Below are 14,160 nucleotides of genomic sequence, written 5' to 3'. Positions count from 1 at the left end.
GCAACACATGTGTGGGGGAGATAGAAAGTGGCAACGAAAAGGCAAAGAGAGATTATCGCGTATCTTGCAAAACGACAGCAGCATTGGGTCACTGCGACGGAACTAGCAACATTTTGTAACTGTACGACTCGAACCATTCGTAATCAAATCACAAAGATCAATGAGACAGAGCAACAAATTATTTCTAGTAATCAAGGGTATCGGATCAAACAACCTACCCAGGATAAGCAAGTGATCCAAACAACGAATGACCGGCAATCACAGTTGTTTTTGACGTTGTTAAAAAGCAATCATGGCATTGATCTCTATGATTTGGCAGACACGATGTTTCTCTCTGAGTCAACGTTAAAAAATGACATCCAGCTTTTGCGTAACGAGATTCAAAACAAACAATTGAAATTAACGATCAAAGCCAATCAAATTTATTTAGAAGGATCAGAAAGTGATAAAAGGCGTTACATGATTTCGCTATTGTATGAGGAAGGCGATTACCAGGAAAAACTAAAGTATCATGTCCAAGATATGATTGGCACGCTTTCGCTTATTGATCTAGAGCAAACCATCCATGATGTCTTAGCTTCACACAAAATCAAAATCAATCGTTATTCGATGAACAATATTGTACTTCATTTTGCGATTAGTATTGAACGGATCCGCCAAGGAAATGATTTGAAAAGTGTGAAGGACTTTCCATTAAGAAATGATGCAACGGAATTTCAATTGTGTGTGGAGATTACTGAACTTCTTTCGAACACTTATCACATTCATTTTTCTGATGCTGAAGTCAAGCAGTTATCCTTACTTTTTATTGGATTACAAAATGAATATCTTACGAATCGCAAAGAGCTATCCTTGTCCAAAATTGTTGAAGCTCGAGTGATCGAAACACTAAATGAAGTTTTAGAGAAAGTCAAAGAAACCTATTTGATTGATTTACAAGATGAAGCTTTTTTCAATAAATTAGCTATCCATCTGCAAAATCTTTATGATCGCTCTCAATATGAACGGTTCACCCGGAATAGCAGCCTTTTAGATATTAAAACAGCCTATCCGTTAACGTATGACATTGCGGTTTACTTGTCGATGTTGGTACAGGAAAAATTAGCGATTTGGTTTAATGAGGATGAGATTTCTTTTATCGCTTTACACATCGGGGCTTACTTAGAAAGCAAAAAAGAAAAAAGACCAAAGTTGCGAGTGCTAGTTGATCACAACAATTACCATGATTTTGAAGAAACAAACGTTCAAAATATTCGTAGTATGCTAGGGGAAGATGTGGAGATCGTGGCGGTTGATCATCACGAGGTAAGCATACAGGAAAATGATGTGTATGTCTCTTCTGATCGTGACAGAGTGACTGAAATCAATGGCGCAGTATATGTCCATCCTATTTTGACACGTAAAGATTTTGCAAAGATCCAAAAACGGGTGACTGCCAAGCGAAAAAGTAATTGGCGAAAACAGATGTTTCATTTGATTGATCGGTTTATTATTGAAGATCTCTATTTTAATCAATTTGATCCGACCGATCAGACACCTAAAATGATTCGGGAAAAATTGTTTGATCGATTGTTAGTGACAGGGTATGTGGAGGAAGAATTTTCCCAGAGGATGGAAAAACGAGAAGCGATGTCATCGACCAGTTTCCCATCAGGTATCGCAGTACCCCACTCGCTGGAACAACAGGCGAAAAAAAGTGCCCTTTCGATTATGACCTTGCAAGAAACCCTCAAATGGGACGAATATCCTGTTCAAATCGTAGCTTTAGTTGCCATCTCACAAGATGAAGCCAAAGAATTTAATGATTTTTTTGAAATGTTTATCGAAATCGTTTCTGATCCGATCAATGTGCGATTGTTAGCGGGTGCAGAAAATTTTACAGAATTCATCTTAAAAATGAAAATGTTGGTCGAAACGGAAGAATGATCCGTGAATGTTGAGGGCGTTGGTTTTATTCTTGTATGAGAGGAACGCTTGCTTTTGTCTTAGAGGTCACTGCTAATCGATCATTGCCAAAGTAGCCGAAAGCTTTCTATTGATGTTCGGTTACTTTTTTTTGTGCTTGCAGTGGTGGAAGGAAGTAATTTGAAACATCTTTCTGCTAACTTCCAATTGAACGGAGAAGTTTAGGATTGCCCGTTTTTCTCTTAGGCAAGCTGATTTCACGTAAAGTAGTGTAAAAAGAAGGCTAAGCTATAGAATAAAATTGTGTAATAAATCTTAGATAGGTATAATGTAAGGCAAAAGGGAGGAATAAAACATGAAAATTGCAATTGCAGGAGCTGGAGCGATGGGAAGTCGTTTCGGTCTGATGTTACATCAAGGTGGAAACGAAGTACTATTGATCGACGGCTGGGCAGATCATGTCCAACAAATCAAAGAGCATGGGTTAAAAGCAGATTTCAATGGCGAAGAAGTAGTTGAGAAGTTACCAGTCGTTCTTCAATCAGAAGTAGGCGAAGAAGATCAGGTAGATTTGATCATCTTATTTACTAAAGCGATGCAATTAGAAAAAATGCTAACAGATATCCGTCCATTGATCAAAGAAGAAACGGAAGTATTATGCTTATTGAATGGTATCGGACATGAAGATATCATTGAAAAATTTGTTCCAATGGCAAACATTTATATTGGTAACACCATGTGGACGGCGGGCTTAGAAGGACCTGGAAAAGTCAAACTGTTTGGAAGTGGTTCAATTGAGCTGCAAAATCTTGGAGAAGGCAAAGAAGAACAAGCGAAAGCACTAGCTGAAAAATTATCAGAATCAGGCTTACATGCGAAATTCTCTGATAACATCCATTATTCCATTTACCGTAAAGCTTGTGTGAATGGCACGATGAATGGGTTATGCACGATTTTGGATGTGAACATGGCAGGGTTAGGTCAAACTTCGACTGCGCATAAGATGGTGGAAACGATTGTTCGTGAATTTGCGGCAGTGGCAGAAGCTGAAAATATCCACTTAGATATCCCAGAAGTGATCGCTCATTGTGAATCTTGTTTCGATCCAGAAACGATCGGATTACATTATCCATCCATGTATCAAGATTTGATCAAGAATCACCGCTTGACGGAAATCGACTACATCAACGGTGCGGTTTCAAGAAAAGGGAAGAAATATGGTATTGCAACACCTTATTGTGACTTCTTAACAGAACTGATCCATGCGAAAGAAGATAGCTTGCAGGTAAAATAAAGGGGGATAATTGATGGAACAGACACAAAGCATGTCACCAAAGATTTTTCTGAACAAAGTACTAGCTGGTACAGCAACGGGGATTATCATCGGATTGATTCCTAACGCAGTATTAGGGGCGATTTTAAGATACTTTAGTGGTTCTTCTTTTGCGATGGCTGTTGCTCAAATGGCGGTCATCTTCCAATTAGCGACACCGTTGATTATCGGTGGATTGATTGCTTTGCAATTTGGTTTTGCACCGATGAAGATGATGGTGGTGGCTGGTGCCGCATTTGTCGGGTCAGGGGTGGTGAAGTTTACTCCTGAGCTTGGTGAAACAGGTGTGTATGTTGGTGCTGGCACAGGCGATATCATCAATACGATGATCACTGCTTCTATCGCAGTTGGGCTGATTTATCTGATTGGTGAACGATTTGGTTCGGTAGCGATTGTGTTGACTCCGATCGTTGTTGGTGTCGGCGCAGGAGTGATCGGGTTTTATCTCTATCCTTATGTGGCAGATATTACCTCAGCTATCGGAACGGTCATCAATAATTTCACGACGCTACAACCTTTACTGATGTCGATCTTGATTGGCTGTTCTTTTGCCTTCTTGATCATTTCACCGATTTCCACCGTAGCAATCGGAGTGGCGATCCAACTAGATGGTGTTTCAGCAGGAGCGGCAGCAATGGGTGTCGCAGCAACGACTTTCGTTTTGATCGTGAACTCGTGGAAAGTCAATAAATCAGGAGTGACGATCGCCATTACGTTAGGAGCGATGAAGATGATGATGCCTAATCTGTTTCGCAGACCGGTTATTCTCGTTCCTTGTCTGATCAGTGCAGTGATTACAGCTATTCCAGTTGCTTTGTTGTCTATTTCAGGAACCCCTGCCTCGGCTGGTTTTGGGATCGTTGGTTTAGTTGGTCCTTTAGCTTCTTTAGATGCAGGTCTAAATCCGGCTCTTGTTGTTTTGAGCTGGTTAGTCGTCCCAGTTGCGGCAGCATTGTTCACTCAGTTTTTATGTGAGAAAGTATTGAAACTATATGATCGAGCAGATGTGTTTGAATTCTTAGGCTAGTGAAACGGCTGATCTTTTGGCTGAGTCTGCTCCTTTGGTAGTGAGACAAATCATCTCAATAAAAAAAGCTTGAATTTTTAATTCCTTTTTTCGAAGGAGATTAAAAGTTCAGGCTTTTTTAATATAAAAAACGAAATTTTTTGTGGATATAGATCAGTGTAGGTATTTTTTTGCTTCTTAGTAGCATTATTTAGTAATATTGATAGTATTTATTTTTCATTAAGCGGTATAATGTTTTTGAATATAATGGAGGGGCGTAATATGGAGATAATGCAAGCGGGTATCAGAGTTCCAAAAAACCAATTGGTAGAAAAAGTGAAAGAATTACATTTTTCAGAAAAAATTGTTAAACATTTAAATGGGGCAATAGTGACGAGTGGTACCGTCATGGAAATTATAAATAAAGGAGAATACGTATTAGATATTCCACCGGAAATATTAAAGGGACTAAAAAATGGAACGTATCGTTTTGTCTCTGGGAAAGATGGAGTATATGCACAGATTGCTGATAAAAAAAGTGGCGAATTTGTTAAAAATTTGACATTAAAAAATGGAACAAGCGTTTGTTCAGCTTTGGGTCCTGCAGCAATAGTAGTAGGAGTCATGTTAGAACTTAAAAAAATCGAAGACAAATTAGATGATCTTAATTTGAAAATAGACGAAGTAATCAAAAATTTTGAAAATGATCGTTATGCAGGTGTAGTTTCTGCTAAAGAGAAATATGAACAATCAGTGTTAATAAAAGATCCTCAAATAAAAAAACAGTTGTTAGTTAATGTGCTAAATGATATCACTACTGTGAAATATCAATTGTTAAAACAGTTAGAAGGAAAGGTAATCAGTTACCGAAAAAACCGTATGAAATTTGGTGATAAAGAAAAGTCAGCAAATGATATTTTGCAAAATATTTTATTTATAAATGAGAGTTTTAATATCCAAGTAAATTGCCTTTCAGATTTAGATGAATATGTTGCTTTGAACTATAGCTTAAATCTCCATAAAAAAGATTTGGAAAGCATTTTGACTAGAGAAATGGCGTTAAAATTAGATGAGTATTTTCAAAAATCAACCAATCCAATAACAGAAGCAATTGATGATATTCATACGTTGATTCATACTATCTCTGATATGATCGAAGCGGATCCTGAGTATATTTTAAGTGGATATGTAACGGACTAATGGGGGGAAAGCAATGTATAAATGTACAAATTGTGGACGAGAAATATCTGAACCTAAAAAACTATGTGCATATTGTAAAAAAGAAAAAAATAGGATAACGAACGTGAGTAAACGAGCGTTAAAAAAGACAGTAGAATTTACGAATGAAAAGACAGAAGTAATCGGCAACAAGTTCTCTTCTTTGAAAATAAAACAATTGAAGTCATCAATAAAAATAAATACAAGCATGAAAGAAACAGGTACTAAAGTCAAAACAGAGGTCACGGATACACTAGCCAAAGTTACTGAACAACTAGTAAAAAAAGGAAATAGTCAAAAGAAAAAAAATAAAAAATAATCTTATCGAAAAATTCATTCTAAATCTATCAAAACACCTTCTTTGAGACTAAGAAATTCAAAGAAGGTGTTTTGTCTTATAGAATAACCAAATAAGTCAGCTTGTTTATTTGGTCAAAGAAAAAGGGAAGTCTTCAGCGTCGTGTTTTGTAGGATTAGGAACAATCCCCAACTGATAAGCAATCGTGCCACCAGTCAGCAAGTCTTCATGTGTAAAGAAGAGTTTGCGATAGCTAGTTTCATTTCTTGTGATCTCATGGATAAATTGTTGTTGTGGGTGATTAGGGCTTGTTTCGATTGTTAAATGTTCACCATTAGACAACGTAAGCACAGCTTTGTCGACTAAAGGCATCCCGATGACATATTCACCTGTTCCTGGCGTGACAGGATAAAAGCCTAAACTATTAAAGATATACCAACCTGCCATGCTCCCATTGTCTTCATCTCCTGGATAACCGGTCGGGGTATCATCGAATGTTTGTGTCAGCAATTGTTTGATCAATGGTTGTGCCATTTCGGGTTTACCAATATAACTGAATAAATAAGGATAGTGGAAGCTTGGTTGATTGGAGATGGCAACTTGTCCAAACTCGATCGCTGCCATTTCACTCATTTCATGGATCTCAAAACCATAACCGCCAACTTCAAAAGTTGGTGCTTGGTTACATAATTCAATCAGTTTTTCTTCAAATTGATCTGGTCCACCGTGAGCATTGATCAAACCAGCAAAATCATGGTAAACAGCAAAACTACTTTGCCAAGCGCTACCTTCTGCATAATCCTGACCCCAACGTGTGGAAGAAAACGGAGTACGGAATCTTCCTTCGGGATCTTTGGAACGCATGAAGCCGGTTTCCGGATCAAAGACATTTTGATAATTGAAAGATTGCTTTTGATAGTGTTGTGCGGTTGCTGCTTCATTCAAACCGGTGGCTACTTGGCTGATACAAAAGTCACTATAAGCGTAATCAAGGGTGTGGTTGATTGATTCGTGGTAAGTATTTGGTACATAACCATATTTTAGATAATCAGTCGTTCCTTGACGTCCGTAATTTTGTTTTTCACTTTGGACCGTAGCCCCTTTTTTCATTGCTTCGAGAAATTCAGCCATTAAATCTTTACGGATTCTCTTAACCGAGGCATCAGCGATCACTGCATCAATCAATGTTCCTGGCATGAGACCGCGCTCATCTGGCGAAAGCCATTTTGGTAAAAAGCCAGTTTCACGATAGCTGTTCAAAAAGCCTTCAAGCATCTCTTCATATTTTTCGACAGCAATCAAAGAGTAAAGTGGATACACTGTTTTATAAGTATCCCAAAAACCATTATTGGTATAAAGTACACCTGGTTTTACACTTCGACTAGTGGTATCATAATGGATTTTTTGTCCGGTCGAGTCGATTTCATAGAACGTTTGTGGGAATAAAAATACACGGTAGAGATTGTGGTAAAACGTCCGTAACTGTTGCGGATCATGATGCTCGACTTTGATTCGGTCAAAATAGTTTTGCCATTGTTGTGAACTATTCAGCAAATAGTCATCAGGCGTTTGATGTAACTCTTGTTCTAGATTAAATGAAGCTTGTTCAGAACTGATGAAGGAAGTACCGAAACGAATGACTTGTTTTTTTACGTCGCCAAAATAAATCGGAACCGACCCAGCGTCATCGGCTGCTAACTGTGACAATTCCTTTGATTGGATTGGCTGTTCAAAATGTAAGACAAAATAGAAGGTAAAATCAGGATCTTCGGCGCCTGCAAAATGAGTGACTTGTCCTTCAATCGTATAGGGATCTTTTAGAACTAATTGATGTTTACCAGGAAATGACAAAAGTAAACCGCTCTCATTTTTGTGGTAATCAATGGTTAGGACACCACCGTACATGCTAGGGATCAACGTGGAGCGAATACCATCACGTAATTGGTTGATCGTTAAATGAGTTGGACAGAATGTGCTTTCTTCTGGACGATACGAACTTTGTGCATGGAACAGGGTATTTTCAGGTAATAACCCATTGATCGGAGTGAAGACAAAATAGCTGAAGTCACCCATCCATGGACTTGGCTGATGAGTCAAACGGTAGCCTTGGAAGGTGTGATCGTCAGGATGGAACCACCAGCTACCTTTTTGATCAGTTGTCTGTGGGGCAAAGTAATTCATCCCAAAAGGAACACCAGTATAAGGCTGGCAGTTCCCATTTGAGAAGTTCGCTTGATTGGCTGTACCGTGACGAGTATCAATATGTTGAATGTTCATGTTAAATCTCCTTTGTTGAGTGTCGTTTAATAAATGAGACTGGTTGGCTCGTATCTTCGGGAATGTTATTTGTTTTGAGCCAAGTGATCAAAGCATTTCCTGCAAGTTCTCCTAGTTGGTGGAAATCTTGAGCAATCGTTGTTAATGGTGGATCAACTAAAGCGGCTGCTTGGATATCATCGAATCCAACGATCGAAAAATCATCTGGGATACGATAGCCTTGTTGTTTTAAATGATTCATCGTTTGAATAGCTACCAGATCGTTTTCGCAGACAAACGCAGTGACCTGATGTTCATTGATGTAGGTCAGTAACGTTTCAATCGTAGTGCCTTTTGCATCTAAAGTTGTATGAAACGGCAAATTGGCTTTGTCCAAAGCTTCCAGGTAACCCAAGTATCGTTGTCGGACAGATTGTGGATGCGCCTGTTCACCAAAAAGATAGGCAATCTTTTTATGCCCTTTTGAAATCAAATGAGCCGTAGCCAAAGAACCACCTTGGAAATTATCTGAAAGGACAGTTGGAAAAGGAAGTTCATAGATTTTTTTATCTAAAACAACAACTGGGAATTGTTTCAATGATAATTCAAAGAGCAGATCCAGATGTTGATCGGTCGCAAACGCATAATAAATCATTCCGTCAAATTCTTGCATGATTTCCTTCGCCGTTTTGTTTGCCAGAAAATCAACAGTCGTCATCATGACCTCTAACTGATTTTCTTGCATCACTGGATTTAGTCCTTTTGTAAAATCTCCGACAGAAAGGTCAGATAAAAAGGGAAGTAGGAACAGGATGCGACTATTTTTAATCACATCGTTTCTATTAAGATCACTAGTCGTTGCTTTGACAAAACTGCCTTTTCCTCTGACACGATAAATCAGACCTAATTGTTCTAATTCAGTTAATGCACGTTTAGAAGTGATTCGACTCACTTGATACTTGGTGGACAATTCCTTTTCGGTAGGTACCTGGCTGTCAACAGGTAACGATCCATCAGCAATTGCTTGTTGTAAGTCATGAAAGATTTGTTGGTATAGTGGTTGATTCATAAAAGCACCTTCTTATAAGATATATCATATAAAGATCATAGCATAAAACCACTAAAAGTAAATAAGAAAAATCTCATTTTGAAAGCGTAGACAATTGTAAAATGACGAGGTATAATCCTCTTATGATATATCAATAAAGAAAAGAGGAAAATAAATGGCATACAAAGATATACCAAAGTCAGTTCAACAGTTTATGGATGAAATTACTGCAAAATGTGGAGAAGAGCATGCAGATTGGGCAGCGAATTTCTCTGCTGCCTTTGCCAATACATTGTTAACGACAGTCAAAAGACATGAAGACGGGACGACTTTTTTATTAACTGGTGATATTCCAGCGATGTGGTTGCGTGATTCCACCGCTCAAGTCCGTCCATATTTAGTCATTGCAAAAGAAGATGAAGACTTAGCTTCGATGATTAGTGGGCTTGTCAAAAAACAATTTGAATATATCAACATCGATCCATACGCAAACGCATTCAATGAAGAAGCAAATGGAGCGGGGCATCAAAGTGACCATACTGAAATGAATGATTGGATCTGGGAGCGTAAATATGAAATCGATTCCTTATGTTATCCTATCCAATTAGCTTACTTATTATATAAGAACACTGGTCGAACGGACCAATTGAATGATTCGTTTGTTGAAGGAATCAAAAAAGCCTTACATGTCTTCAAAACCGAACAAGATCACAATCAATCTCCTTATACTTTCGAAAGAGATACGACGAGGAAAGAAGATACCTTAGTCAACGATGGGCGTGGAAGTGCAGTTGCACCAACTGGAATGACTTGGTCTGGTTTTCGTCCAAGCGATGATGCGTGTCAATATGGCTACCTCGTTCCTTCAAATATGTTTGCTGTAGTAGTGCTGGGTTATATTGAAGAAATCTTTACGAACATTCTCACGGAAGAAACAAGTAGTAAAGCAATCCTTGAAGAAGCCAAACTTTTAAAAGAAGATATCCAAAAAGGAATCGAAGACTATGCGTTGACTAAAAACCAACAAGGAGAAACCATCTATGCTTATGAAGTTGATGGATTAGGAAACGCTTCTATTATGGATGACAGTAATGTACCTAATTTGATTGCTGCTCCGTATTTAGGTTACTGTTCTACCACAGATGAACAATATTTGGCAACGAGAAAAACGTTACTAAGTAAAGAGAACCCTTACTTCTATGAAGGGAAATATGCAAAAGGGATCGGATCATCTCACACTCCAGAAAATTACATCTGGCCGATTGCATTAGCGATGGAAGGGATGACCACTGAAGATAAAGAAGAGAAAAAGCGGATTTTAGACTTATTAGTTGCGACAGATGCTGGTACACATTTGATGCACGAGGGGTTTGATGTCGATGATCCAAACAACTACACCAGAGAATGGTTCTCTTGGGCGAACATGATGTTTTGTGAATTAGTGATGGATTACTTTGATATTCGAGTAGCGAAATAGGAGGAATAAAATGAAAAAGAAAGTATATATCATTTCGCACAGTCATTGGGATCGTGAATGGTACATGGCTTATGAACAGCATCATATGCGTTTAGTCGAATTGATGGATGATCTTTTGGAATTATTTGAAACCGATCCAGATTTCAATAGTTTCCATTTAGATGGACAAACGATTATTTTAGATGATTATTTACAAGTACGTCCAGAAAAGAAAGAAGCGGTGCAACGAGCAATTGATGCGGGGAAATTAAGGATCGGTCCTTTTTATATTTTACAAGATGATTTCTTGATCAGTTCAGAAGCGAATGTCCGTAATATGTTGATTGGAATGGAAGAAAGTAAGAAGTGGGGAACGCCTGTGATGCTCGGTTATTTCCCGGATACTTTTGGAAATATGGGGCAAACACCACAAATGATGAAACAAGCAGGACTTTCAGCTGCTGCTTTTGGACGAGGCGTAAAACCAATTGGCTTTGATAATCAAGTCTTGGAAGCAGAAAATTATTCTTCTCAATATTCTGAAATGTGGTGGAAAGGACCAGATAGCACAGAAATCTTTGGGTTACTGTTTGCCAATTGGTACAGTAATGGAAATGAGATCCCGGCTGATAAAGAGACAGCAAGAGCCTTTTGGGACCAAAAGCTGGCAGATGCAGAGCAATACGCATCAACCGATCATCTGTTGATGATGAATGGAGTGGATCATCAACCGGTTCAAAAGGATGTAACAGCAGCAATCAAATTAGCGAATGAATTATATCCAGAGTATGAATTTATCCATTCCAATTTTGTCGATTATCTTGCGGCGGTGCAAAAGGACTTGCCAGAAGAACTTGGTTCCGTTGAGGGAGAGTTGACCAGTCAGGAAACAGATGGCTGGTATACGTTAGCGAATACTGCTTCAGCACGTGTCTATTTAAAACAATGGAATACTAAAGTTCAAAGACAAATTGAAAATATTGCTGAGCCATTAGCAACGATGGCTTATGAAGTCACAGGTAAATATCCCCATGATCAATTAGATTATGCGTGGAAAACGTTGATGCAAAATCATCCACATGACAGTATTTGCGGGTGTTCGGTTGATTCTGTCCATCGAGAAATGATGACACGGTTTGAAAAAGCAGATGAAGTAGGGAAGTATTTAGCAGAAGAAGCAATCAAACAACTTGCCCAAGCGATCGACACTAGCAGCTTACCAGCAAAAAGCTATCCTTTCTTAGTTATGAACACGGCTGGATCAGCAAAGACTGGTGAAGCAGAAATAACGATTGAGTTAGAAAGAAAATGTTTTGCAGAAGGAATACCTGAGAAATTATATGAAGAACTAGAAAAGCAACCACCAAAAAGCTATCATGTAGAAACATCCAATGGTGAAGAAGTCCCTGCATTACTATCAGAAACATTTGTGACGTTTGATTATGATCTGCCAAAAGATCGGTTTAGGATTCCTTACATGGCGAGAAAAATCACGGTCACTTTACCAGTGAGCGAAATGCCAGCTTTTTCTTGGAACACGTACGTATTAATAGAAGGAAAAGCTAAAGAAGAAAAAGAGACGATGATCCAAAACGATGGACGAGTATTAGAAAATCAACAAGTTCGGCTAGAGATCAAATCGAATGGCACCTTGACGTTGAAAGACAAATCAACGGGCAAACAACTAGATGAATTATTGACATTCGAAGATGTTGGGGATATTGGAAATGAATATATCTTCAAACAGCCTGAAAATGACCAACCTATTTTATCAAAGGAAAATGATCAAAGTACCGTAGAAGTCGTAACTGATACGAGTGAATTAGCACAAGTAAAAGTTACCCAGGAATTATTGATCCCAGTAGCTGCTGATGAACGTTTAGCAAAAGAACAACAGATGGTCATTGAGTTTCGTCACCGTAAAGCAGGTCGTTCAAAAGAAAAGCGTGTGTTAGAAGTAACAACTGTTATCACTTTAAGAAAAGACAGCAAAAAAATCGACTTTGAAACAAAAGTGAATAATCAAATGGATGATCATCGCTTACGTGTGTTGTTCCCAACAAAGTTACATGTGAAACAACATCAAGCTGATAGTATTTTTGAAGTGGTTACCCGTCCCAATGATGTATCAAGTAGTTGGGAAAATCCAACAAATCCACAGCATCAACAGGCGTTCGTTCATTTAGAAGGAAACGATTATGGCGTAACAGTTGGCAATTATGGATTAAATGAATATGAAGTAATCGATGACAGTGTGATTGCGGTGACTTTACTACGTTGTGTAGGGGAATTAGGAGATTGGGGATATTTTCCAACACCAGAAGCCCAATGTCATGGGGTACATTGCTTTAACTACAGTATCGAAGTGCATCAGCCAGAAGAAAAATTTGCTAGTTACCATCATGCTTATAGCGCACAAATTCCTTTTTCTACCACGCAAATGGCGATTCAAACAGGAACCTTGCCAGCTGAAAACAGCTATTTAACTTGCGAAGGGGAAACGTTTGCAATTACTGCTTTGAAACGAAGTAAATTTAGTGATAAAGTAGTGGTGCGTGGGTTTAATTTGTCCGGTCTTGATTCAACATTACAAATCACTAAAAATGGGAAACAAGGGGAATTATTGAATCTGCTAGAAGAAACAGTTGAGCAAACGATTGCTCCGACCGTTAGACCTTATGAAATTCGGACAATCGGATTCGAGGAGGAATAAGCAATGTATGGTGGAATAGAAGCAGGGGGAACAAAATTCATCTGTGCCGTTTCAAATGAAGGCGTTATCGTAGAAAGAGTAAGTATTCCTACAACTACACCTGAAGAAACACTAAAGCAAGTATTTGATTTTTTTGATCAATATGAACTAGAGGCGTTAGGGATCGGTTCGTTTGGTCCGATCGGTATTGATAAAAATGCCGATAATTATGGGTATGTTTTGGCAACACCTAAACCTGGATGGGGCAACTACAATTTTTTAGGCAGCATCCAAGAACGTTACGGGATTCCGATGGCTTGGACGACAGATGTGAATGCAGCAGCTTACGGCGAATTGCTAAAAGGAGCCGCACAAGGGAAAAAGAGTTGTATTTATTTGACTGTCGGTACAGGGATCGGTGCCGGTGTGGTCCTTGAAGGAGATATCTTTTCTGGACTTGCCCACCCAGAAATGGGGCATATCTGGGTAAAACGTCATCCAGAGGATACCTATGAAGGAACATGTCCTTACCACAAAGATTGTTTGGAGGGATTAGCGGCTGGACCTTCAATTGAGGCACGAACTGGAATCAAAGGCCAAGAACTTCCTCAAGATCATCCAATATGGGACATCCAAGCCTATTATATTGCTCAAGCATTGATCAATTATACGTTGACGTTAGCTCCTGAAAAAATCATTTTAGGTGGCGGAGTGATGAATCAAGATCACTTGTTGCATAAAATTCGACAACAATTCGTTGAGTTAATGGGTGGGTACATGGAAACGCCACAAGTAGATGAATACATTGTACGCTGGGGTCTGCCGAATGAGAGTGGAATTATTGGCAGTTTGCTTTTAGCAGAAAAAGAACATGGTAAACAATAAGGTGTATATATTCTATATATAGTAATAAAAAACGGCTAGAGGTGTGTCCCTAGCCGTTTTTGA

Annotated in this window: 10 protein-coding genes; 8 read left to right on the top strand and 2 right to left on the bottom strand. The window is 38.7% G+C overall.

The window, feature by feature from the left end; translation table 11 throughout:
- The first annotated feature begins 27 nt into the window (after positions 1 to 27).
- The 5 genes from AB3H93_RS11265 to AB3H93_RS11245 all read left to right on the top strand — a co-directional run bounded on the left by AB3H93_RS11265 (position 28) and on the right by AB3H93_RS11245 (position 5,781).
- Positions 28 to 1,926 (top strand): BglG family transcription antiterminator, encoded by a 1,899-nt coding sequence (locus AB3H93_RS11265; RefSeq protein WP_178306369.1) that lies wholly within the window; start codon positions 28 to 30, stop codon positions 1,924 to 1,926.
- 334 nt (positions 1,927 to 2,260) lie between these two features.
- Complete coding sequence (locus AB3H93_RS11260) at positions 2,261 to 3,199, top strand: 2-dehydropantoate 2-reductase (protein ID WP_010720928.1); 939 nt, start codon at positions 2,261 to 2,263, stop codon at positions 3,197 to 3,199.
- Positions 3,200 to 3,212: 13 nt separating this feature from the next.
- Complete coding sequence (locus tag AB3H93_RS11255; RefSeq protein WP_010720927.1) at positions 3,213 to 4,265, top strand: PTS sugar transporter subunit IIC; 1,053 nt, start codon at positions 3,213 to 3,215, stop codon at positions 4,263 to 4,265.
- A 261-nt stretch (positions 4,266 to 4,526) separates the two neighbouring features.
- On the top strand, positions 4,527 to 5,444 hold the full coding sequence (locus AB3H93_RS11250; RefSeq protein ID WP_010737054.1) for a hypothetical protein: 918 nt from the start codon (positions 4,527 to 4,529) through the stop codon (positions 5,442 to 5,444).
- A 13-nt stretch (positions 5,445 to 5,457) separates the two neighbouring features.
- Entirely contained in the window at positions 5,458 to 5,781 is a 324-nt protein-coding gene (locus tag AB3H93_RS11245) for a hypothetical protein (RefSeq protein WP_010737055.1), read from the top strand.
- A gap of 105 nt (positions 5,782 to 5,886) precedes the next feature.
- Here the strand turns inward: AB3H93_RS11245 and AB3H93_RS11240 are convergent, their stop codons facing one another.
- Both AB3H93_RS11240 and AB3H93_RS11235 read right to left on the bottom strand, forming a co-directional pair.
- Entirely contained in the window at positions 5,887 to 8,091 is a 2,205-nt protein-coding gene (locus tag AB3H93_RS11240; protein ID WP_368020629.1) for a GH92 family glycosyl hydrolase, read from the bottom strand.
- Entirely contained in the window at positions 8,039 to 9,085 is a 1,047-nt protein-coding gene (locus tag AB3H93_RS11235; RefSeq protein WP_010720919.1) for a substrate-binding domain-containing protein, read from the bottom strand. The genes AB3H93_RS11240 and AB3H93_RS11235 overlap by 53 nt, the downstream gene beginning before the upstream one ends.
- Positions 9,086 to 9,239: 154 nt before the next feature.
- On the opposite strand from AB3H93_RS11235, the gene AB3H93_RS11230 reads away from it, so the two are divergent.
- The 3 genes from AB3H93_RS11230 to AB3H93_RS11220 are packed head-to-tail and all read left to right on the top strand — an operon-like array spanning position 9,240 to position 14,097.
- Entirely contained in the window at positions 9,240 to 10,541 is a 1,302-nt protein-coding gene (locus AB3H93_RS11230) for a glycoside hydrolase family 125 protein (RefSeq protein ID WP_368020579.1), read from the top strand.
- A 10-nt stretch (positions 10,542 to 10,551) separates the two neighbouring features.
- Positions 10,552 to 13,233 (top strand): alpha-mannosidase, encoded by a 2,682-nt coding sequence (locus AB3H93_RS11225; protein ID WP_368020578.1) that lies wholly within the window; start codon positions 10,552 to 10,554, stop codon positions 13,231 to 13,233.
- A 3-nt stretch (positions 13,234 to 13,236) separates the two neighbouring features.
- On the top strand, positions 13,237 to 14,097 hold the full coding sequence (locus AB3H93_RS11220) for an ROK family protein (RefSeq protein WP_034700407.1): 861 nt from the start codon (positions 13,237 to 13,239) through the stop codon (positions 14,095 to 14,097).
- Positions 14,098 to 14,160 lie beyond the last annotated feature (63 nt).

The organism is Enterococcus sp. C74 (genome assembly GCF_040887125.1).
In the GTDB taxonomy this organism is placed as follows: Bacteria; Bacillota; Bacilli; order Lactobacillales; family Enterococcaceae; genus Enterococcus_B; species Enterococcus_B hirae.
The sequence above is the reverse complement of the archived record's forward strand: the minus strand, read 5'-3'. Positions and strand labels throughout refer to the sequence as shown.

Bases quoted from the DNA above. Each gene is read 5' to 3' on its own strand.
- AB3H93_RS11260 (WP_010720928.1), top strand. From the start codon at position 2,261: ATGAAAATTGCAATTGCAGGAGCTGGAGCGATGGGAAGTCGTTTCGGT.
- AB3H93_RS11255 (WP_010720927.1), top strand. From the start codon at position 3,213: ATGGAACAGACACAAAGCATGTCACCAAAGATTTTTCTGAACAAAGTA.
- AB3H93_RS11250 (WP_010737054.1), top strand. From the start codon at position 4,527: ATGGAGATAATGCAAGCGGGTATCAGAGTTCCAAAAAACCAATTGGTA.
- AB3H93_RS11245 (WP_010737055.1), top strand. From the start codon at position 5,458: ATGTATAAATGTACAAATTGTGGACGAGAAATATCTGAACCTAAAAAA.
- AB3H93_RS11235 (WP_010720919.1), bottom strand. From the start codon at position 9,085: ATGAATCAACCACTATACCAACAAATCTTTCATGACTTACAACAAGCA.
- AB3H93_RS11230 (WP_368020579.1), top strand. From the start codon at position 9,240: ATGGCATACAAAGATATACCAAAGTCAGTTCAACAGTTTATGGATGAA.
- AB3H93_RS11225 (WP_368020578.1), top strand. From the start codon at position 10,552: ATGAAAAAGAAAGTATATATCATTTCGCACAGTCATTGGGATCGTGAA.
- AB3H93_RS11220 (WP_034700407.1), top strand. From the start codon at position 13,237: ATGTATGGTGGAATAGAAGCAGGGGGAACAAAATTCATCTGTGCCGTT.